General features: G+C 48.6%; 20 protein-coding genes. 9 read left to right on the plus strand and 11 right to left on the minus strand.

The features are described from left to right. Positions 1 to 229: 229 nt before the first annotated feature. Together ACFYU8_RS19800 and ACFYU8_RS19805 are read left to right on the plus strand one after the other, a co-directional pair. Positions 230 to 922 (plus strand): CoA transferase subunit A, encoded by a 693-nt coding sequence (locus ACFYU8_RS19800; RefSeq protein WP_015893185.1) that lies wholly within the window; start codon positions 230 to 232, stop codon positions 920 to 922. Between the two features lie 46 nt (positions 923 to 968). Beyond that, positions 969 to 1,625, plus strand: coding sequence for a CoA transferase subunit B (locus ACFYU8_RS19805; RefSeq protein WP_048034676.1), 657 nt, complete (start codon positions 969 to 971; stop codon positions 1,623 to 1,625). 146 nt (positions 1,626 to 1,771) lie between these two features. On the opposite strand, the gene ACFYU8_RS19810 is transcribed toward ACFYU8_RS19805, so the two are convergent. Together ACFYU8_RS19810 and tnpA are read right to left on the minus strand one after the other, a co-directional pair. After that, complete coding sequence (locus tag ACFYU8_RS19810; RefSeq protein WP_390302518.1) at positions 1,772 to 2,680, minus strand: RNA-guided endonuclease InsQ/TnpB family protein; 909 nt, start codon at positions 2,678 to 2,680, stop codon at positions 1,772 to 1,774. A gap of 4 nt (positions 2,681 to 2,684) precedes the next feature. Next, positions 2,685 to 3,083 carry an IS200/IS605 family transposase gene (gene tnpA / locus ACFYU8_RS19815; RefSeq protein ID WP_390302521.1) on the minus strand — a complete coding sequence of 133 codons (399 nt, stop codon included), beginning with the start codon at positions 3,081 to 3,083 and terminating at the stop codon, positions 2,685 to 2,687. A gap of 174 nt (positions 3,084 to 3,257) precedes the next feature. Between tnpA and ACFYU8_RS19820 the strand changes: the two genes are divergently transcribed. Beyond that, positions 3,258 to 4,022, plus strand: coding sequence for an alpha/beta hydrolase (locus ACFYU8_RS19820; RefSeq protein ID WP_390302524.1), 765 nt, complete (start codon positions 3,258 to 3,260; stop codon positions 4,020 to 4,022). Here the strand turns inward: ACFYU8_RS19820 and ACFYU8_RS19825 are convergent. Next, on the minus strand, positions 4,000 to 5,214 hold the full coding sequence (locus ACFYU8_RS19825; RefSeq protein ID WP_390302527.1) for an MFS transporter: 1,215 nt from the start codon (positions 5,212 to 5,214) through the stop codon (positions 4,000 to 4,002). The two genes, ACFYU8_RS19820 and ACFYU8_RS19825, sit on opposite strands and share 23 nt — an antisense overlap. 124 nt (positions 5,215 to 5,338) lie before the next feature. Here ACFYU8_RS19825 and ACFYU8_RS19830 point away from each other — a divergent pair, with 124 nt between their 5' ends. Next, the gene (locus tag ACFYU8_RS19830) at positions 5,339 to 6,232 is read left to right on the plus strand and encodes a LysR family transcriptional regulator (protein WP_390302530.1); all 894 of its coding nucleotides are present in this window, start codon (positions 5,339 to 5,341) and stop codon (positions 6,230 to 6,232) included. A gap of 171 nt (positions 6,233 to 6,403) precedes the next feature. Here ACFYU8_RS19830 and purU read toward each other — a convergent pair whose 3' ends face one another. The 3 genes from purU to ACFYU8_RS19845 all read right to left on the minus strand — a co-directional run bounded on the left by purU (position 6,404) and on the right by ACFYU8_RS19845 (position 8,809). Beyond that, positions 6,404 to 7,300: a formyltetrahydrofolate deformylase gene (gene purU / locus ACFYU8_RS19835; RefSeq protein ID WP_390302533.1), complete on the minus strand. Its 897-nt coding sequence runs from the start codon at positions 7,298 to 7,300 to the stop codon at positions 6,404 to 6,406. 113 nt (positions 7,301 to 7,413) lie between these two features. Then, positions 7,414 to 8,094 carry a TetR/AcrR family transcriptional regulator gene (locus tag ACFYU8_RS19840; RefSeq protein ID WP_106839227.1) on the minus strand — a complete coding sequence of 227 codons (681 nt, stop codon included), beginning with the start codon at positions 8,092 to 8,094 and terminating at the stop codon, positions 7,414 to 7,416. Positions 8,095 to 8,101: 7 nt separating this feature from the next. Next, on the minus strand, positions 8,102 to 8,809 hold the full coding sequence (locus ACFYU8_RS19845) for an HlyD family secretion protein (protein ID WP_390302536.1): 708 nt from the start codon (positions 8,807 to 8,809) through the stop codon (positions 8,102 to 8,104). A 325-nt stretch (positions 8,810 to 9,134) separates the two neighbouring features. Here ACFYU8_RS19845 and ACFYU8_RS19850 point away from each other — a divergent pair, with 325 nt between their 5' ends. Further along, positions 9,135 to 9,512: a VOC family protein gene (locus ACFYU8_RS19850; protein ID WP_390302590.1), complete on the plus strand. Its 378-nt coding sequence runs from the start codon at positions 9,135 to 9,137 to the stop codon at positions 9,510 to 9,512. A 51-nt stretch (positions 9,513 to 9,563) separates the two neighbouring features. Here ACFYU8_RS19850 and ACFYU8_RS19855 read toward each other — a convergent pair whose 3' ends face one another. Next, the gene (locus ACFYU8_RS19855; protein WP_390302539.1) at positions 9,564 to 11,762 is read right to left on the minus strand and encodes a DNA topoisomerase III; all 2,199 of its coding nucleotides are present in this window, start codon (positions 11,760 to 11,762) and stop codon (positions 9,564 to 9,566) included. A 203-nt stretch (positions 11,763 to 11,965) separates the two neighbouring features. Between ACFYU8_RS19855 and ACFYU8_RS19860 the strand changes: the two genes are divergently transcribed. Genes ACFYU8_RS19860 through ACFYU8_RS19870 form a run of 3 tightly spaced genes read left to right on the plus strand, consistent with a single transcriptional unit; the run spans position 11,966 to position 14,452 of the window. Next, positions 11,966 to 12,475, plus strand: coding sequence for a MerR family transcriptional regulator (locus tag ACFYU8_RS19860; protein WP_390302542.1), 510 nt, complete (start codon positions 11,966 to 11,968; stop codon positions 12,473 to 12,475). Continuing rightward, a complete protein-coding gene (locus tag ACFYU8_RS19865; RefSeq protein WP_390302545.1) occupies positions 12,468 to 12,908 on the plus strand; it encodes an SRPBCC family protein in 441 nt (146 codons plus the stop codon). The genes ACFYU8_RS19860 and ACFYU8_RS19865 overlap by 8 nt, the downstream gene beginning before the upstream one ends. Then, complete coding sequence (locus tag ACFYU8_RS19870; RefSeq protein ID WP_390302548.1) at positions 12,905 to 14,452, plus strand: MFS transporter; 1,548 nt, start codon at positions 12,905 to 12,907, stop codon at positions 14,450 to 14,452. Before ACFYU8_RS19865 ends, ACFYU8_RS19870 begins: the two co-directional genes overlap by 4 nt. A 96-nt stretch (positions 14,453 to 14,548) precedes the next feature. Here ACFYU8_RS19870 and pyrH read toward each other — a convergent pair whose 3' ends face one another. The 3 genes from pyrH to bcaP form a co-directional block, all read right to left on the minus strand. Beyond that, a complete protein-coding gene (gene pyrH, locus ACFYU8_RS19875) occupies positions 14,549 to 15,283 on the minus strand; it encodes a UMP kinase (protein ID WP_390302551.1) in 735 nt (244 codons plus the stop codon). 172 nt (positions 15,284 to 15,455) lie between these two features. Continuing rightward, positions 15,456 to 15,974, minus strand: a complete 519-nt coding sequence (locus ACFYU8_RS19880; RefSeq protein WP_390302554.1) for a ribonuclease FAU-1 family protein — start codon at positions 15,972 to 15,974, stop codon at positions 15,456 to 15,458. Between the two features lie 118 nt (positions 15,975 to 16,092). Continuing rightward, complete coding sequence (gene bcaP, locus ACFYU8_RS19885) at positions 16,093 to 17,514, minus strand: branched-chain amino acid transporter BcaP (protein WP_390302557.1); 1,422 nt, start codon at positions 17,512 to 17,514, stop codon at positions 16,093 to 16,095. A 180-nt stretch (positions 17,515 to 17,694) separates the two neighbouring features. On the opposite strand from bcaP, the gene ACFYU8_RS19890 reads away from it, so the two are divergent. Next, positions 17,695 to 19,869 (plus strand): IPT/TIG domain-containing protein, encoded by a 2,175-nt coding sequence (locus ACFYU8_RS19890; RefSeq protein WP_390302560.1) that lies wholly within the window; start codon positions 17,695 to 17,697, stop codon positions 19,867 to 19,869. 172 nt (positions 19,870 to 20,041) lie between these two features. Here ACFYU8_RS19890 and ACFYU8_RS19895 read toward each other — a convergent pair whose 3' ends face one another. Next, complete coding sequence (locus ACFYU8_RS19895) at positions 20,042 to 20,503, minus strand: DinB family protein (RefSeq protein ID WP_390302563.1); 462 nt, start codon at positions 20,501 to 20,503, stop codon at positions 20,042 to 20,044. Between the last annotated feature and the right edge of the window lie 472 nt (positions 20,504 to 20,975).

The raw sequence follows: 20,975 nt of genomic DNA on the forward strand, positions 1-20,975 counted from the left end.
CTGACAAAGAAACGACGATTATTGACAAAATATATTTTACAGAAAAACATGGTATAGTTGTACTACTTTTCTGTCATTTTACATTATTTTTTATAATCCAAATGTCTCGTCACTTGTTTGTAACTCGCATCTAGTATGATAGAAAGGCAGGGAGACGGGGAAACTGCACCGCCCCCCATTGTTAGCGCTTACAAAAATCCTTTATTTTTTCATGGTGGGAGTGATCGTCATGGCTAAAATTTACACTTCTTACACGGACATCGTGGCTGATATTCACGATGGTGCCACTTTATTAGTGGGCGGCTTCGGACTGGTAGGAATTCCGGAGAATTTGATTATCGCCCTGCGAGACAAAGCAGTGAAAAACTTGACAGTCGTCTCAAATAACTGTGGTGTGGATGATTGGGGACTCGGTCTCCTTTTACGCGAAAAACAAATCAAAAAAATGGTCTCCTCTTATGTGGGAGAAAATAAGGAATTCGAACGTCAATTTCTGTCTGGTGAGCTCGAAGTCGAGTTGACACCACAAGGGACGCTTGCCGAGAGAATTCGCGCAGGCGGAGCTGGCATTCCGGCATTCTATACCCCAGCTGGAGTCGGCACACCTATCGCTGAAGGTCGGGAAACGCGCGATTTCGCAGGGAAAGAGTACCTGCTTGAGTATGGCATCACGGGTGATTTCGCACTGATCAAGGCGTGGAAAGCTGACAAGATGGGCAATCTCGTCTTCCGCAAAACAGCACAAAACTTCAATCCGATGATGGCAGCGGCCGGAAAAATCACCATCGTCGAAGTAGAAGAAATCGTAGAGACAGGTGAACTGGACCCTGAGCATATTCACACACCAAGTGTCTATGTACAACGTGTGATACAGGCACCTTCGTTCGAAAAACGCATCGAACGACGCACTGTCCGCTCGTAAGCAGCAAGACAGAGAACCGGATTACATTCAAGGGAGGAAACAAAAGATGTCGCTTACACGTGAGCAAATCGCCACTCGTGCCGCCGGGGAAATAGAAGATGGCTTTTACGTAAACTTGGGGATTGGAATGCCCACGCTCGTCGCCAACTACATCCCGGAAGGAAAAACGGTCGTTCTGCAATCGGAAAACGGCTTGCTCGGAATTGGCCCTTACCCGACGGAGGAAAACCTCGATCCAGATCTGATCAACGCCGGAAAGGAAACCGTTACCGCTATTCCAGGTGCGGCCTACTTCTCCAGTGCTGAATCGTTTGCGATGATTCGCGGCGGCCATATCGACCTCGCGATTTTAGGGGCGATGGAGGTTTCTGCTGCGGGTGATCTCGCAAACTGGATGATTCCTGGAAAAATGGTCAAGGGCATGGGCGGTGCCATGGATCTCGTCCACGGCGCAAAAAAAATCGTCGTCATCATGGATCATGTCAACAAGCATGGTGAGACAAAAATTTTGAATGAATGTGCGCTGCCACTGACCGGCAAGAAGGTTGTCAACCGTATCATTACGGACAGAGCTGTCATGGACGTGACACCAGACGGGCTTGTCCTCGTCGAAGTAGCAGAAGGCTATACAGCGGAAGATATCCAAGCCTGCACGCAACCTACGCTACTTATCTCTCCTGAACTGAAAACAATTGGGCTTTGAGACTCCCACGGCTAAAGCCGCAAGCTGATACCTTCGATATCAGTGGGATTCTTGGGTGGTAGTCGGTCGTGCATTTCTGCTAACCGTAGTTCCCCCAAGTTCAGGGCTGTCTCATCAGCCCATCCTAAGACAGTGCCTATAGCATCTTAGGCTGACAGACTGTTACCATCTGCCACAGGTTGATTCATGATATTAATCGCTCCAACCCGATCACGATGCGCGTTGAATCCGCATAAACACTCGTACTTTCTGTCTCTCGCTTTGTTCTTCTCCCCACAGGCAGGACAAAATTGAGAAGTGTAGGCAGGATTCACCTCGACAACCTTTATGCCGACAAGGTTTGCTTTGTAGGAGATGAATTGTTGAAGCTGATAGAAAGTCCAACTATGCAGATTCTTTGCGTTTTTACGGCTTGTTCTTGCCGTCTTGCGAATATTCTCTAGTCGTTCAAGCTTGATGATTGACACACCTTCTTGAATGGCTGTATGGCCCTTTCCGAAGAATCGGGTTTTACCTGTAGAAGTTACAGCAACAGCAGGAACTTTCAGACCGAGGTCAATCCCCATCATGTTTTCAGTGTTTGTTACACTTGTAGACACTTCTACCGAAATTTGAGCGTACCATTTCCCTGACTTTTCAATGATACGCATCAATCCAGATTTTCCTTTGCTTAACCGTTTCCTATCTCGGCTAGTCATCGCAGCACGAAACGCTGTTTTCTTCGTCTTTCCATCTACAACGATAGGGAAAGCAACTGTGTTGTCGGATACCGTGTAGTTTTGATTGTTGACGAAATAAACAGATTTTTTAAGAATGGGGCGAACACCAAGTTTCTTGATTTTACGAAAAACACTTTTGGCATCACGAATCGCTTGATTGCAAACGGCAGATGGAAGAAAGGTATCTACATCTTTTGTCGTCATTTTCGGAAATGCTCCGTGTTGTTCAGCCTGTTCGGTTAGTTGATTGACTACCCGAATATACTCTTTCCCTAATTGATGAAGAACTTCTGGTTGATCAGGAAATAGGCGAATCGTAACGGTTAAAGCTTGCATGTGTTCACCCCCTTTTCTTTTGTTCTTCCACATAACGCTTTACTGTTTCGCTTGATACGTTTCCTGCTGTACTTACGAAAAAAGAGCGTGTCCACAGACTAGGCAAATGAGCGAGATGCTGAAACTCTTGCCTTAATATTCGAGACGTCACTCCTTTCACTTTTGCCATTACGTCTGATGGAGAATCGGCGGGAAGACAATTCAGGAACAGATGAACATGATCTGGCATTATTTCCATTGCTACCATATGCCAGTCATTCTCTTGACATATTTTTTCAAGGAGTTCCTTGAATCGTATTTCCACCTGTTTTACTAATACCTTTCTTCGATAACGGGGGCAGAAAACAAAATGATAGTTGATGAGAGATACTGTGGTAGCTGTACGTCTATACTCTTGTGCCATACAATCAACGTATCAGTTTTGTATTCAAACTGCAACGACATTGTATAAAAAGAAAAGCACTCTCACATGTAACCTATTTTTCAGGTACAGAACCCCGTTAGTAAAATAGACGACTTCATCGCAACTGCGTGAAGTCGCTTTTTCTTTCCTTTTTTTTGCTTGGTGTGGGCACACTTGCGCGGTCGCCTCCTTCTCACCTTTTCGTATATAATATGGATGATCCATCAAATTTCCCAGTATCTGAGAGGAAGAGATTCCATGTCAGGAACAGTCGGTTGCTTACTCATCCATGGATTTGCCGGAGACATCAACGACATACTCCCACTCGCCAAAAAGCTCCGCGAGGCTGGCTATCAGGTGGAATGCCCTACCTTGGAGGGACATGGGACTACTCGTCGTCACATGGCAAAAAGCACCCGCCACGAATGGCTCCGCTCGGCAGAAGAAGGCTACAAGCGACTGTCCATGCGCGCTGACACCATCGTGGTCATCGGATTTTCCATGGGGGGACTACTCGCCTTTCACTTGACGACAAGATACCCCGTCGCCCTGCTGTTTACCATCAACACCCCTTATAAATATTGGGATGTCAAAGAGGCGATGCATTATTTGCGTGAGGATTTCCCAACCCACTCCAAACGCTACATACATGGCATCGGCAGAATCCCTTTTAGCAGCATGCTGCAATTTCGCAGACTGCTGGCAGAAACAAAGCCGCTTTTGGCTCAAATTACGACGCCTTACGTCCTGCTACAAGCAAGGCGGGACGATACGGTTCACGCCGTGAGCGCACAAATACTCGCAACCAGCGTAGACGAATCTGCCTCCCCGCAAATCACCTGGTATGAGCATTCGAACCATATGCTGCTGCACGGTCCGGACAAGGAAGCAGCCATTGCTCACGTCATGACAAGCATCAAGAAGCGTTTTCCATCTTGATCAGCTTCGGTCGCCCCAACCATACAAGTCCCACCAGAAGTAAGATCATCGCAATTCCGAAGTACATCGGACCCAGACCTACGTGTTCATCCAGCCAGAAAGCAAGGAGCGGCCCTAATGCCGCGCCCAGATCACTTATAACTGAATATTGCGTCATTACCACTTGGCTGTTAGGCTGTCTCGCAGCTTCATCTGCCGCAAGGGTATCCAGCACGGTCGTGATAATCGTCGCGGTCAACTGGATGCCGAATAAAATCGCAAACCATAGCACAAGCGAAGACGTTGCCTGCAACGCAGCAAACAGAACGGAAGCGACTAGCAACGTTACGATGAACAGATTCGCCCTTCCATGTTTGTCCGATATTTTGCCTACCAATGGGGCCGCCCACGGCTCCCACCCCCAGCGAATGCCCTGGATCACACTCGCAATCACTGCTGCCCCCAGCATAACCCCGCCAATCATGATAAGCGGTTCACGCACTTCGATCACTCTGCTTAGCGTGGAGGTAAACACCCCCTGGTACACCATCGTAACGAATAATGCAGTCGTCATCGTCAACAGCGCCTGCGCCTGACTCCACAACCGTTTTCCTGTATCTATCTGCTTCACGTCTGTTGGATGCTGACTGGTAAAGGAAGGACGTATATAGCGAAAAACAAGAATGAATGCAAACAAGGAAGGTACCGCTAGTACGATGGAAGCAACAGACAGCCCGTACCAAGAGGCCAACAGCGCTCCGACCAGCATGCCGCCAAGACTGCCCAATCGATACAGTCCGTTGTACAAGCCCATGAGCTGCCCGCGATTATGCCCTTCGGAAACCGTCACGATCAAGGAATACGCACCTAGCCTTAAAAATGTCCAAGCCACTCCCCACAAGCATCGCATCACAAGCCATAGCCAAAAGCCTTCCAAGCTGTACGAAAGTGTCGTCAGAAAAGCCAGCCCAACTGCCACAATCAAACCCGCGCGTCCTCCCGAGCGTTCATACCATTTTCCAACAAGGGGGCCGAGTGGTACACGGATGAAGCGGTTCACTGCAAGCAATATCCCCACCTCCCACAGCGATGTTAATCCTGCCTCCTCCCAGAAAAGAGGAAGCACCACATACAGCATCGAATCTCCTATCATGCATAATGCTGTCACCAGTGCGACTGCCACGACTTGTGTCTTTCCACTGACTTCTCTCATCTCCTGATCCTTCTCTCTACTCGTTTTCAGTCTTTATGAGCTATACCTTACGCGCAATCACTCATCATTTCTAATACATCTTTATCTACAACTCATAAGCAAACGTTATGAATCGAGGTACAGGATGAACTTACATGCACTCCGCATTTTCGTAGAAGTAGCGTCACGAGGCAGTGTCACCGAAGCAGCAATCGCACTCTCGATTAGCCAGCCTGCCGTAAGTGCCCAAATCCGCAAGCTGGAAAACGAGTTGGGAATCACCTTGCTCATCCCTGATGGACGTGGCATTTCTCTTACCTATGAAGGACGCTTTCTTTTTGAAAAAGCACGTCGCATTTACGACTGGGAACGCGAAATCGAAACACAGCTGACAGAAATCAAGCAAGGGAAGAAAGGGCGGCTGAGGATTGCTTCTACCTTTCTCCCCTCCCATTATCTCGTGCCACAGTGGCTGGCTCAGTACAAACGCGATTATGAAGGGGTTGATGTGGAAATTCGCACGCGTAATTCTATGCAATCCATTGAACTGCTTTTGAGCTGTGAGGTCGATGTGGCCGTCATTATCAAGGAATCGTGGGATGAGCTGCCTATCAATCGGCATCATTTGATGGATGTTCCCTATTGGTTTATTTTGCCCGCCCATCATCCGCTTGCAGGAAAGGAGATCAGTATGGAGCAGCTCGTGGAGGAACCATTTTTGTTGCGGGAGCAAGGCAGCTCTACCCGCGACTGGCTCTTTACCCTCTGCCGCGAGCATGGTGTGAAACGTCCGCAGGTCGGTATGCAGTATCACGGTCTGGTCGAGTCTATCCACTCCGTTCGTGCGGGATACGGAACGATGTTGGCTCCTGCGCTGGCTGTTAGAGAAATGGTAGAGCGCGGTGAGGTTGGTCGTGTAACCATTCCAGGGGTAGAGATCAAGCGTCCCTTGTATGTCTGCACGCGTGACGGTGAGACAGATCAGCGGCCTGTTGTGACTCAGTTTCTGGAGTTGGTAAAGCGTGAGAAATTGACTTGAAAATAAGAAATGGGACGTCTCTTAGTCGTATTCACTGCTAATGTGACACCCTTCTTTCATTGGCTTGCCTTTTGGTCGTACTCCTCTATAATTGGAAAAACTCTTCTACCAAAATAAACACAAAAAAAGAGGCTTTTCCTCAAAGGAATAGCCTCTTCTAATCCGCAATGCTTATGGGAACACAATCGTCTTGTTGCCGTATACCAGCACCCGATCCTCCAAATGCCAGCGAACCGCACGTGCAAGCACCGTACGCTCTACCTGACGTCCCAGCTGCTTCAGTGCCTCGACGTCTTCCTGGTGCGATACACGTTGAACGTCTTGCTCGATAATCGGTCCTGCGTCCAGCTCTTCTGTGACGTAATGCGCAGTCGCTCCGATCAGCTTCACGCCGCGACGATACGCCTGCTCGTAAGGCTTCGCTCCGACAAAGGCTGGGAGGAAGGAATGGTGGATATTGATAATCCGCATCGCGTAGTCCTCCAAAAAGCGCGGGGACAAAATCTGCATGTAGCGAGCCAGAACAATCAGATCGACGCCCTCTGCTGCTGCCAGCTGCGCTACTTCTGCCTGCGCCTTGTTATCCTTCGTGACTGGGATGCAGCGATACGGAATACCAAAGGACTCGACAGTCTCCTGCATGTCAGGATGGTTGCTGACGACAACCGCGATATCCGCGAACAGCTCCCCGGATTTCCAACGCCACAGGAGCTCCAAGAGACAGTGATCTTCTTTGGAAACAAACAACGCGACCTTTTTTCGCTTGTTTGCTTCGACTAACGACCATTCCATGCCAAAGCTCTCGGCTACAGGGCTGAATGCTTCCTTCATTTCTTCGCAACGCTCATCCAGATTGATGAGATCGAATTCAATGCGCATGAAAAAACGGCCTGTTTCCGGATCGGTCGTGTACTGGTCAGACTGAACGATGTTGGCTCCTTGTTGGAACAAAAAGTTTGATACGGCAGCGACGATACCCGCGCGGTCCGGGCAAGAAATTAGCATGCGCGCACGATCTTTGTTTTTCTCTCGGTACGCGAGCCATTCTCTCTCTGATAACAATTGCATGATTTACTCTCCTCCATAAAAAACAGCAAAAAGTTGTTTGCAATTATACCATTCCCAGACGGGTTTTCTATACCCAAAAAGAGAGAAAAACGTTCACTTATCGATAAAATTTTTTAGATAGAGTGATTTCCAATCCCGTTTAGCAAAATATCTACGGTCAGGGCGATTTGCTCGTCGTCACTGAACTGCGTAAATTCATCAGTATCCAAGACTTGCCGGAACAGAACGAGCCCGATCATCGAGGACAGGATCGCCCGAAAGACAGCCTGTGTCGGGAGCGGACGCAATTCGCCCACATCTACCTTTGCCTCGATTAGCTTGTTTGCCATCTCTTTCACACCCGTGAAAACGGTCGCGATCAACGCTTCCCTGATCTCGTCATGAAAAAAGGCTTCTTGCAGCAAAATGCGAATATGCTTTTCATTCGCCAGCACCAGGTCGATCCGGTTTCGGTACAGCTCTGTCACGATTTGTGCGAATGTTTTTTTATTCTGCTCTTTGAAGATCTCACGGACATCCTTCAAAATAAACGGCGCCGCGAACTTGACCAATACTGGCGCTACGACGGCAAGTAAAATATCTTTTTTCGATTTGTAGTGGCGAAAAATCGTTCCCTCTGCCACTCCTGCTTCCTTGGCAATTTCAGAGGTTGAGCTGGCATGAAAGCCTTTTTCGGCGAACAGCTTTACTGATGCACGCAAAATATTGCGCTGCTTCTCTGTCATCTCGCTCTCGTCTTTCAACTCTTCTACATATTGCAACAGGCCTTCTACAAATGTTGGCGGCTTGTTCATCCTTCTATTACGCTCCTCTTATTCGATCTTCTTGCGGAATCGCAGGATAGCGACGGTCAGGATCAAGAGACAGAAGCTGCATGTCTTCTTGCGCAGAACGGTACTGTGCCTGCACTTGCGCTACTTGTGCCGCCCATTGATCTGCCTGCGTTTTTGCCTGGTTCACTGCTTCTTTTTGCGTGTCGAGGTCTTTGGCAGAGATCGCTCCTTTTTCGAAGAGCGCTGTTGCTTCCCCGAGTCTTTTTTGTTGATACAAAAGGGTCTGCTGCGCCCCCTGCCATTGCGATTCTGCCTGCGTCATCTGCTCAGTAACACGTGCTTTGCCTGCTTCCGCCTGATTTTTTCTCGCTTGTGCCAGTTGGATATTCGCACTTGCCTGCTGGACGTTGGCCATGCTTCTTTGGATCGTCGTGTCGCGTGAACCAGCTTTCGCCTCTTCTAGCCTGGCTGTCGCTTGATCCAATGCTGCCTGTGCTTCTGCCACAGTAATTTGGTAGCTTCGTTTATCGATTTGAGCCAGCACTTGTCCTTTTTTTACTGCACTCCCCTCTTCTGCCGTCACGTTTGTAACCAATCCTCCTACTTCAGCTACGATCGGCAGCTCGATGGCCTCGATTGTCCCGGACAGTGACGGATGATTTTCGGATGTCCAATTGCAGCCCGTCAATGCCAGTAACAGTCCCCCGATACAAATGGAGCGAACAACTGGTTTCATAAACGCTTCCCCCTACCTAAATATCGGAGTGAGTAATCACTTTCTTTTTATGATAAAAAAACAAGCCACAGAACTAGGCTGGCGATGACCTTTTTGTTTTAGCGAGTGATTACTCACTTTCAATTGTGAGTATATGCTCCTCTTTTACGAAATGCAATTCATTTTTTAAAATGCGCAATCGAAAAGAAATTCGATCTGATTATTCATGCTAAGATAAAGACAAGCTAGACAAATCCATTGGCATCGGGTATCAGATACCGTCGGGATGGAAAGGATTAGGAGCGTCGGGTTTTAACTACCATTTAGGGAGTGGACAGCATCTATGATGATTAGCAAAGTCGGGCAAATCATGTTGTATGTCAATAACCAGGATCAAGCAGTGAACTTTTGGACGGAAAAACTAGGGTTTCGTGTGGTTTCAGAAGAGAAAAACGGTGAAATGAGATGGATTGAAATTGCTCCCGCACAAGGCGCTGAAACAAACATCGTTCTGCACAATAAGGAATTCGTTGCGAAAATGTCTCCCGGAATGAATCTTGGCACTCCTTCCCTCCTGCTCTTTTCGGAAAATATCGAGGAATTGCGTAACGACCTGGTTAATAAAAATGTAAAGGTTGGAGACATTGTCACGATGCCTTCGGGCCGCGTCTTTAACTTCGCAGACGATGAAGATAATTACTTTGCTGTGCTGGAGAAAAAGTAAATAAAATGAGGCGGCTGACAGGAATTGTCGGCCGCCTTTTTTCACGCCTCTTTAGTCGAACTTAAATTTGGACAGTGCGTCTTTCATCGCTGAGTTGATTCCTTCGTCCTGCTCCTTGTCCTGTCCTTTCAAATACTTGGCTACTTCTTTCTTCGAAACCTTGCTGCCCTTTTCCTTATCGCGACGATCCTGGAAGTTCGTCAGTTTTTCCTTGTGCCCACATGCGCAGACAAAGGTTTGACCTTCCCCTTCCCCGCGCAGCTCCAATCTTTTGTGGCATTTTGGGCATCTGGCATTGGTCTGCTGGGCAATGCTTTTGCGATAGCCGCATTCGCGATCCTGGCACACATTCATTTTGCCGCGCTTTCCGTTTACCTCAAGCAAAAACTTATTGCACTCCGGGCACCTGCTTCTGGTCAGGTTGTCGTGACGGAAAGTCTGATCGCTGTTCTTGATCTGTTGGACGACTTCTTTGGCGTACGATTTCATCTCTTCGATAAACGCTCGCTTGTTCAAGCTTCCCTTGGCGATGGCACCGAGCTTTTGCTCCCATTGGGCTGTCAAGGTCGGCGACTGCATTTCATCTGGGACGAGCTCTAGCAATTGTTTGGCTTTTGCGGTGACAAAAATATGCTTGCCGCGCTTCTCTAGCAAAAAGCTATTAAACAGCTTCTCGATCACATCTGCGCGGGTTGCTACCGTACCAAGTCCGCCTGTTTCCCCAATCGTTTTGATCAAATCCTTGCTCTCGTTCGCCATATATTTCGCTGGGTTTTCCATCGCAGTCAGCAGACTCGCTTCCGTAAATGGCTCTGGCGGTTTCGTCTCACCCTTGGTCTGGGATATCGACTGGATAAGCAGACGATCTCCTTTTGTAAGAGAAGGCAGGATTTGTTCCTTTACGCCGTCCTTCGCATTGTCTTCTTCCACATCGTGGTCATACGCCTCTCTCCAGCCTTGTGAGAGCACGGTTTTTCCTTTTGCCAGGAACGTTTCATTCCCGATTTTCGCCTGAATGGTAGTTTGCTCGTATTCGAAGGCAGGCAGCAGAACGGCCAGGAAGCGCTTCACGATGAGATCGAAAATCTTGCGTTCCTTATCGTTCAAATCACCGAGGAAAACTGCTTGCTCCGTCGGGATAATGGCATGGTGGTCAGATACTTTGCTGTCATCCACGAACGATTTGTTCGCTTTGATCGGCGCACGCAGGATTCTGGCTGCGAGGGGTGCATATGGCTTCATTTGGACAGCCTTGATTCGATCCGGCAGCGTCTCGACGATATCAGCAGACAGATAGCGAGAATCGGTTCGCGGATAGGTCACTGCTTTGTGATGCTCATACAATCCCTGCATGATGGACAGCGTCTGCTTTGGCGAATAGCCAAACAGCCGATTGGCATCCCGTTGCAGCTCCGTCAGATCGTACAGCGGCGGAGCAAATGTCTTTTTGTGAGCACGGGTAATCTCGATGACTTCTGCGCTTCTCTCCTGTTTGATCGAGGCTATTAGCTGATCCGCTTTCTCCTTGGAAAACGTTTTGACATCCTTCGTTTGCTGATCTTGCCATTGAAGGTGAATCGGACCTTGGGCCACTGCAGACAGTCCGTAAAACGGCTTGGGTGTAAAGCGACGAATCTCCTCTTCTCGCGTTGCGACGATGGCGAGTGTTGGCGTCTGGACACGACCGCATGAGAGCTGGGCGTTATGCTTGCACGTCAAGGCGCGCGTAGCGTTGATTCCTACGAGCCAGTCTGCTTCTGCACGAGCAGCGGCGGAGGCAAACAGGTTTTCATAGATTTTGCCGTCCTTCAGATTGCGGAAGCCTTCGCGGATCGCTTTATCTGTCACCGAGGAAATCCACAGGCGCTTGATTGGTTTATTTACGTGCACCAGCTCGAGAATCCAGCGGGCTACGAGCTCTCCTTCACGCCCTGCATCCGTCGCAATGATGATCTGCCCGACATCGTTGCGTCTCATTTGTTGTTTGACGACCTGGAATTGCTTGTTGCTTTCCTTGATCACGACCAAGCGCAATGGGGACGGCATAATCGGCAAATCCTCGATTCGCCACGAGCTGAATTGCTGCCCGTAGGTTTCAGGATCAGCAAGGGTGACCAAATGCCCGAGCGCCCACGTTACAATATATTTATCTCCTTCAAAAAAGCCGTTTCCTTTTTTGTGACATTGCAATACTTTGGCAATGTCACGTCCTACCGAAGGCTTTTCTGCCAGTACAACTGTTTTACTCATGTATGACATCCTTTCAAAGCAAATCAACAATCTGTTATCCATTGTAAACAAAAAAGCAGGAAGAGGGGCTTTTAAATGTTCCGAGATCATAAAGTTTTAGACTAATTGGAAAAAAATTCATATGGATCCTTGACCATTACGTTACGTAACGGTTTATAGTGAAGTTACCGGTGAAACGCTAGCGACCCAGAAAGGGGCTGATCATGAAGCAACAGTGGAAAGTCGGAGAACTTGCGAAAATGGCGGGAATTACGATACGAACTTTGCGTTTTTACGATCAGATAGGCTTGTTTTCGCCGTCCGGCTATTCGCCATCCGGATACAGACTCTACACCGAAAAGGACATTTCACGCCTACAGCAAATCTTGTCCTTGAAGGAGTTGGGGCTATCGCTGGAGCAGATTAAAGCCGTTATGGACGGAGATCAACTCAGCCTGTCAGACATTGTGACCATTCAAATAGACAGCTTGAAAGAAAGTATCCGCATGCAGCAGAAACTCTTGCACGAGCTTGAGAATGTATCGAGTCGGATGCAAAGGAACGAACCGTTTACCGTTGAGCATTTCATGAAAATCATACGGACGATGAGAATGAATCATGAGAAATTTTTCGCCGAGAGAAAATCGAGTATGGATCTCCACCTCGACCGACTTGGTGAATATTTAGACGAGCATCCGGAAGAACCCGGACAAGGAGGTTTCGACTGTGAGTGAAAGATCTGCTAAGCATTCCACATTTGTCATCGAAAGGGACTATAAACATTCCCCTGCCCGTGTATTCGCTGCATGGGCGGGTCAAGCAGCCAAAGCCAGTTGGTTTCCTAAAGCCGATGAGTTCGACTTCCGCGTCGGCGGACGCGAATTCAATCGTGGTGGTCCGCCTGGGGGACCAGTTTACACATTCGTTGCCTGCTATCAGGAGATCGTTCAGAATAGGCGAATTGTATACTCATACACTCTGGACATGGAAGACAAGCGGATGTCTGTCTCCGTGACAACGGTGGAATTCGATTCCGTGGACGGCGGCACGCGCTTGATCTATACCGAGCAGGGAGTTTTTCTGGACGGTCTCGATACGCCTGAACAGCGTGAGCACGGAACAAAGGTAATGTTGGATCGGCTCGGAGAGGCTCTGGACGGCCAATGAAAGATGCTGCGTTTGAATCGAATATCCGGGCCGGTTTGAACGAATGGATTGGGCTTGCCGTGCTTTCATTGCCTGCCTTGCTCGTTTCGATAGACTTGTCCGTAATGATTCTCGCACTTCCTCACATAAGCGTCTCTATCGGCGCTGACAGTACAGAGCAGTTATGGATCATGGACATATATGGCTTCATGCTCTCGGGGTTTCTGATCACGATGGGCTCACTCGGAGATCGGCTCGGACGCCGTAAGCTGCTGATGATCGGCGCAGCGGCATTTGGTTCGGCTTCGGTGTTGGCCGCTTATTCCAACACCTCCGGAATGCTGATTGCAGCACGGGCGCTGCTCGGTATAGCCGGGGCGACGATATCGCCTTCGTCCCTGGCTTTAATCAGCAATATGTTCCGCGACCATAAGCAGCGTTCTCTCGCCATAGGCATATGGTTCATGTGCTCCATGGGAGGCATGGCGCTTGGCCCCGTAGTCGGCGGGATGATGCTGGAGCATTTTTCATGGGGTTCGATTTTTCTACTCGGCGTTCCAGTCATGGCGCTGCTGTTGTTGACTGCGTCCCACCTTCTGCCCGAATATCGGGATCCCGCACCTGGTCATTTGGATATAACTAGCGTCATGCTGTCGATGTTCACCATTCTACCAGCAATATACGGCCTAAAGGAAATCGCTACGCAAGGTCTACAGACCTTGCCGCTCATTGCCATCGCGGCTGGAGTTGCTTTCGGGACGTTATTCGTAAGACGGCAGCAACGGTTGGACAGTCCGCTATTGGACTTGCGCCTATTCGCAAACCCCGCCTTCAGCACAGCGCTGGGCGGCATGTTCGGCATTACTTTGACAGGCGCTTCCATGCTCTTCATCGCACAGCATCTTCAATTCGTGGAAGGACTATCGCCGCTCGCGGCAGCGATGTGCATGCTCCCGGGAGTGGTTGCATCGATGGCGGGCATGTTGTTTTCGCCGATCATCGCTCGGCGGATCCGACCGTCGCTCATTATCGGGGCAGGCCTTGCCGTCTCGGCGGCTGGCTGTATTCTACTGTCCCAGGTAGGAGCGGGAACCGGACTCTCTACCCTGATCATCGGTTATATCTTTTTTAATGTGGGAGCAGCCCCGTTTGCGAGCTTGTCCAGCGATCTAATTGTCGGTACGGCCCCGCCGGCGAAAGCGGGTTCGGCGGTGTCCTTGCTGCAGACGAGCGGTGAATTCGCATTTGCACTTGGTATTGCCGTATTAGGCAGCATCGGTACATACGTGTACCGCACTCAAATTGCCGGCTTCATACCGAGAGATGTTACGACGTTAATATCCGGAGCCTCCAGCGAAAGTCTGGCTGGGGCAGTCTCGGCGGCAAAAGCTTTGCCCGAACCTCTTGGTTCAACACTTCTTCATGGCGCCCAGATAGCTTTTATCGACGGCATGCATGCTGTTGTGACCGTTAGCGGCGGGCTCATGATCGCTATCGCCATACTCACCGTGATCAAGCTTCGGCATATCCCCCCCATCGGACAGAAAACGCCAGGTGAGATGTAATTGTCTGCGGAAGTCTAGGACTTTTTTTCTCGTCCTAGGCTGCCGCTGTCTCTTTTATTAGGATCAGTCTAAACTAACCGCACCAACCTTTGCCTACTACTTATACAATGCCTCCAGCTCTGTGCTAATGTACGTACCTACCTGCTCCCCACGACAGATCTGCGCCATGGCTCCCGGCTGGTCAAAGTTAAACACGTGCAGCGGCAGTTGATGGTCTCTGGCCAAAATCATTGCGGCTTGGTCCATAACACGTAAATCTCTTCTGACCACCTCGTCAAAAGAAACCTCCACGTACTGCTTCGCGGTAGAGTCCTTGCGCGGATCGGCGGTGTACACGCCATCTACGCCGTGCTTCGCGACCAAAAGGGCGTCCGCGCCTACCTCCAACGCCCGCTGGACAGCCGGATAGTCTGTGGTCACATACGGCTGTCCATTTCCCCCAGCGAAGATGACCACATGGCCCTTTTCCAAATGATGAACAGCACGAAGACGAATGTACGGCTCGGCGACTGCATTGATCGGAACGGCAGTCATGACTCTGACTTCCCTGTTTACGCGGGCCTTCAAAACTCCGCGCAGCATCAAGCTATTGATGACGGTGGCCAATGTACCGATGTTGTCCGCCTCGACCCGCTCGATTCCCCATTGATCGGCCATGTTCCCGCGAAAAATATTCCCCCCGCCAATCACGATGGCTACTTCTACGCCCATATTCAGCAAAGCCAGAATCTCCCCCGCGATATGCTCCAGCTGTACAGGATCAAAACCAAACCCGTTTTCCTTAGCTACCGCTCCACCGCTTAATTTGACCAAGACTCGTTTATACCGCATGGCGCCTCCCCCTACGTTCTTTTCTTCGGAACGGACTACGTTCAACAAAAAAAGAACGAAAGCAAACATCGCCTTCGTTCTTCGAAGCAAAAAGAGTAGATTGGGAACTTCCTGCCCTTGTTATTCATTCCCATCCCCTCCTTTTTTTCACTATTGAAAACTCTTCACCATTCTATGCAAAGAAATTGGGAAAGTCAAAGGCATCGCGTTTCCCCGCTAAAATATCCTGTAGCATGCCATCAGCCATCTCTGTGGCAAACTGGTGATCCTCTTTCGTAATGGCTCCTTTTATCAGCGCCTCATCGAGTTCATCCTGATCAAGCAGGTATACTTCCCCCGTCGGTAAAACCACGATATCGAGGTACAAATCGTCATACCAGATATGCCCGTTCTCATCCTTGCCATGTCCCCGGCAAATATCGATATACCATTGCACGGTATTCCCTAGCTCATCCATCATTTTCGTTACGGCATAAGCTTGACCATGTGGAAAATACTGCAAGTATACATATCCTCTATCGCCCACACACAGTGTTTTATCCCCCACAGTCATGTAGGCAGGCTCAATTACTTCGTCCAGAGTCAGGCGGACAGTGTACCCAGAGAAAGATAAAGACTCTACCCATTTTTGCTGGTAGCCCAATCGCTTCACGCGTCTCCAACCAGGTCGATCTGCTCGTTTTCGCTTCATAGCCTGCTCTCCCTCGTCGTTTTGGTTGCTTTTACTCTAACATGAATGGGATCGCTTTGTCAGATAGCAAACAAAGACATGCTCGCGTAGAACATGCCTAATCTGATTACCCTGCCACTTATGTTTTTGAGGAGTCGTCTTTTGTTGCCAATCGACTGTGTTTGCGCCCATAAAGAAAATAGACGATCGCTCCGGCCGACAGCCAACCAAGAAAACCGATCTTTGTCAGCGCAGGCAAGTTGAAGACGAGATATCCGCAAAAGAGGACCGAGAGTATGGGAACAAGCGGAACAAATGGGACGCGAAAAGCCCGTGGTAATTGCGGATGAGTGCGGCGCAGTACAACCAGTCCAATCGAGACCAAAATAAAAGCAAACAGTGTTCCGATGTTGGTGAGCTGAGCCAAGCTAGAGAGGGGCAATAATCCACCGAAGGTTGCTACTAATGCTGCCACGACGAGCGTGCTCTTTTGTGGAACCTGTGTGCAAGGATGTACTTGCGAGAAGAGCTCGGGGAGCAAGCCATCTCGGCTCATCGCAAAAAACAGCCGGGCTTGCCCATACATCATGACTAGCAAAACTGTCGTGATCCCGACGATGGCTCCCAACGAAATGAAGCCTGCCACCCAGTTCTGATTGACATAGCTGAGCGCAAACGCGACCGGATTTTTGACATTTAACAGATTGTACGGAACAATCCCCGTCAATATCAGTGAGACAGCAATGTACAAAATCGTGCACACGAGTAAGGAAGAGATGATCCCGATTGGCATGTCTCGTTGGGGATTGCGCACTTCTTCGGCCGCAGAAGACACCGCATCAAATCCAATAAAAGCAAAAAACACCGTTGCAGCACCAGTCGCTACCCCTGCAAAACCAAACGGCATGAATGGAGTCCAGTTTTCCGGTTTGACATACATGACTCCAACGACGAGAAACAGGATAACTACCGCTACCTTTATTAACACCATGATGGTATTCAAGCTCGCTGATTCTCTCGTCCCCTTCATCAATAAAGCTGCAATGATGACAATGATGAGGACCGCAGGTAAATCGATAATCGTTCCTTTCGATGCATCAAACGCACTCGTGAGCGCATGGGGCAGGTGGATATTAAACCCGGCTAGCAATCCCTGTGCATACCCGGACCATCCGCTTGCTACCGCAGCACAAGCCACTCCGTATTCGAGAATCAGGTCCCATCCGATCATCCAGGCGACAAATTCGCCAAATGCCGCATAGCTGTATGTATAAGCGCTTCCCGACACCGGAACAGTCGAAGCAAATTCCGCATAGCAGAGTGCGGCAAACACACAGGCAAGTGCCGCAATGCCAAAAGACAAAACAAGTGCCGGTCCAGCGTGCAAGGCAGCGGCAACTCCCGTTAAGACAAAAATCCCTGTTCCCATGATCGCGCCGATGCCCAGCATCGTCAGGTCAAAAGCGCCTAATGACTTTTTGAGAGAGCTTTCGTTTTTATCCACCTGCTCCAACATTTGCGCAACCGACTTTTTCCTCAGCAATTGATTTTTCCATGACATATTCTGCGACCTCCCAAGCGGGTCATTCACTTACAACCGTGATTGAAAACAGTTGGAGTATGATCCGTTAAGAGGAAAATTATGCACAGGGGCAGAGAGCGAGCTTGGCGATCTAGTTAAATATAACCAGACAACATTCCGATAAGAAAATTATAGAAAAGAATAAAAGGAGATCCAAAAATGAAAAAGACGAATGTTTTACTAACAAGACTAAAGATATTTATGATCTTGTTACTCGTATTTTTTGCACCAGGCGTTTCAACCACTCAAGCGCAAGCATTAACAGATTCACCTTTGATTACAAAAGTTACCCCGAATAGCGGAAAGCTGGAAGGAGGCGAAATTCTTTATATTGATGGTAAAGACTTCGCCCAAGACTTGAAAGTGTACATAGGGAACAAAGAAGCCAAGCTCATCACCTTTTATAATGCTACCCGCATCAAGGTAGAGGCGTCTCCAGGAGATAATCCGGGTACCATCGATCTGAAAGTAGTAAATCCAGATGGAAAAGAAGCTGTGTTGGCTAATGCCTATACCTATCAAGCGCCTCCGGTACTCATCCCGGGGATATCGAAAATATCACCGAACAGCGGAAAGCTAGCAGGAGGCGAAATTCTTTATATTGATGGTAAAGACTTCACCCAAGGTTTGAAAGTGTACTTGGGGAACAAAGAGGCCAAGCTCATCACCTATTATAATCCTACTCGATTGAAGGTGGAGGCACCCCTAGGAGATAATCCAGGAACCATCGATCTGAAAATCGTGAACCCAGATGGAAAAGAAGCTGTGTTAGCTAATGCCTATACCTATCAAGCGCCACAAGAACTAGGAATAACGAAAATTTCACCGACCAGTGGAAAGCTAGTGGGAGGCGAAACTCTTTATATTGATGGTAAAAGCTTCACCCAAGGATTGAAAGTGTACATAGGGAACAAAGAAGCCAAGCTCATCAACTTTTATGGGGAAGCTCGAATGAGCGTACAAGCACCTCCAGGAGATAGTCCGGGAACCACCGATCTGAAAGTCGTGAATCCTGATGGAAAAGAAGCTGTGCTGGCTAATGCCTATACCTATCAAGCGCCGCCGGAGCTGATCCCGGGGATTACGAAGATTTTACCCACGAGCGGAAAGATGGCGGGAGGCGAAATTCTTTATATTGATGGCAAAGACTTCGACCAAGGCTTGAAAGTGTACTTGGGGAACAAAGAGGCCAAGCTCATCACCTACTATAATCCTACCCGATTGAAGGTGGAGGCACCCCCAGGAGATAATATGGGTACCACCGATCTGAAAGTCGTGAATCCAGATGGAAAAGAAGCTGTACTTACTAATGCCTATACCTACCAGGCGCCGCCGGACTCGATTCCAGCTATTACCAAAATTTCACCAGCGAGCGGGAAGATGGATGGGGGCGAATCTATCTATATCGATGGCAAAGACTTCGACCAAAGCTTGAAGGTGTACATGGGGAACAAAGAAGCCAAGCTCATCACCTATTATAATCCTACCCGAATCAAGGTAGAGGCGCCTCCAGGAGATAATCCGGGTACCATCGATCTGAAAGTAGTAAATCCAAATGGAAAAGAATCTGTGTTGGCTAGTGCCTACACCTATTTGAGCGATCCAGCCCCTGGGTTAACAAGCGTTACACCTTCTAGCGGATTGTTAGCGGAAGAAAAAGAGGTGTTCCTGTTCGGGGTAAATCTACAGCCGGATGTAAAAGTATTCTTTGGGGATAACCAAGCAAGCATTCTGGCTTACTATACTGACGGTTACATGAAAGTAAAAGCCCCGGTGGCAAATGCAGAGGGCGATGTCGACATACTAGTTGTCAACCCGGATGGACAATCCTACAAGTTGAAATCGGCCTTTAAGTACCGCAGCACGTCCGATCCAAACGACCGTGTGGACACTCCAGTAGATGTTGGTAGTACCAGGATTACCAATATCATTGCTCCGAGTGGAGCAGGACCAATCAATTACGGGTACGGAAACAAATGGCGTGTGGACGATTTTGTCCCGGTTACATTTGAAGGAGAAGTTACCGATCAAAACGGAAATCCGCTACCAAATGAAAAAATGACCTTCCGTTTCCTTGGTCATCTTAACGCAGAAGCTGTTAAACAGATGGAATTCGTTACGGATGCCAACGGGCGCTTTTCTTTCCAGATGATTCTTCCAGCAGCTGTTGGTGAACACATGTACTCTTTACCAATGGCGACCCATCATTTCGATATTGTAAAAATTGAATTCTACGAAGGAATATATGACGCTACACAACCATCATCAGCAAGAATCATAGAGAATGTAGCTGATCGAGATGTCTATCATTTAGGTCTTTCTATTTTCCCTTGATTCAACTCTTGATGTGGAAACAAGCCGCTTTGCTCGATTTTCAAATTGGTGATTAAGATGGATGACCTGTTCGTCCCGACCTGTAAAAGGCCCATGCAACTACGCATGGGCCTACTCTATTACTGTCTGATAAAAATAATGTTTTAAGTCTGTAAAAGCGCAGTCTAACACTTTATTTTTTTGATCTACCAATGACATTGGCGGAAACAGGCGTAATCCCGAGATCTCTCGCCCAAATGGACAACTGTCCCATGTGATGAATCTCGTGGGCGATGACATGGCGAAGCAGCTCCCCCTTCGTGTACACTTCATCATCCCAGGCGACCTTTACTGGTTCGTTCTCCATCTCGTCTGACCAATGCTCGATGAAATCACGCAATTCTACGCGCCAAGCATCCGATAGTTCTTTTACTTTTTCCAGAGACTTGTAATCTTCATACGATACCTGAATATCCGGCTTCCCCTGTACACCTCGAAGCCAGCTATACTCCACATCCGTAATGTGAAACAGCGTGTACAAAATCGTGCCAGCCCCACCTGTACGCTCGCGCAGCAATTCATCTGGCGACAGCTGCTTACACCATTCCATCCACTCGTCCCGAACTTGCCAGTTATACTGAAAAAACATCTTCATTGCGTTCACCCTTTGTTTGATGATTATGTAGATTAGGAAAATTTTAACTGATTATAGCACATACGTTCTCTTTTCGTAAAACCCTTAGTTGTTGACTTCTAACGGTAGTGGTCGGGAGAAGCCCTGCCACATGTTTTCCAGTCGCCTGTATCCTCTCTTCGTTCGGGCGGTCTCCTTCCAAACATGTGACAGTGCTTTCGTACAGCTTTGATCTCTTCCCGCTTTTAGAGCTTTTAGATCATCATGGAGGGACAGTTCAGAGTTGCTTCCATAGAATCCGCTCTCGCTCCTTTTAACCAAAGCCTCGTGGGAAGAAGCGCATTTCCAGTCCAAGCGCCTCTGGAGCCCATCCTAGCTTGGAAATGAATGGCGGGGAATTTCAGCTTCACTGATATGAACGAGGACTGTCAATAGCATGACGGCCCCGTTTTTTCTTTTGCTTTTTTCTTGTTGCTTTATATGGAGAGGCGGG

The organism is Brevibacillus sp. NPDC003359 (genome assembly GCF_042878995.1).
In the GTDB taxonomy this organism is placed as follows: domain Bacteria; phylum Bacillota; class Bacilli; order Brevibacillales; family Brevibacillaceae; genus Brevibacillus.